This is a genomic window from Sphingomonas sp. CCH9-E2, from assembly GCF_001557215.1.
Classification (GTDB): domain Bacteria; phylum Pseudomonadota; class Alphaproteobacteria; order Sphingomonadales; family Sphingomonadaceae; genus Sphingomonas.
In genome coordinates, this window is sequence record NZ_LSJM01000165.1 from 1 (window position 1) to 412 (window position 412).

1 protein-coding gene is annotated in these 412 nt (G+C 66.7%); it reads right to left on the minus strand.

The annotated features are described in order from the left end of the window. A partial coding sequence (locus AX681_RS08520) for a histidine phosphatase family protein (protein ID WP_197424260.1) occupies positions 1–374 on the minus strand: 374 nt, incomplete at its 3' end. Between the last annotated feature and the right edge of the window lie 38 nt (positions 375–412).

Genomic DNA, 412 nt, shown 5'->3' on the forward strand with positions numbered 1-412 from the left:
AGCAGGGTGGCGAAGCTCTCGGCCCCTTCCCCGTCGCAATAATCAGGATCGGCCGCGCTCCAATAGCGTTCGAGGTGCGGCATCCGCTCCGCACTGCGCGTGCCGTTCCAGCGCGCCGGTTGCAGATAGGTGAACTCTTCTATCGGCCACACTTCCACCGGCACGCCGGGAAAGCGCGCGATCGTCGGCGCGGCCGTCTGCTGCGTGCGCGTATAGGGTGACGTGACGATGAGCGCGGGCGCTTGCGTCCAGCTCGCCGCGACTTCGCGCGCCTGTTCGTGGCCGCGCTCCGTCAGCGCGATGGTCGCGAGATCATTGCAGGGCACGCCCGCGTTGCCGGTGGATTCGCCGTGGCGGATGAAGATTACGCGCATGGCTATTCAAACAGTTCCGCATGAGTGCCGGCGCGCAC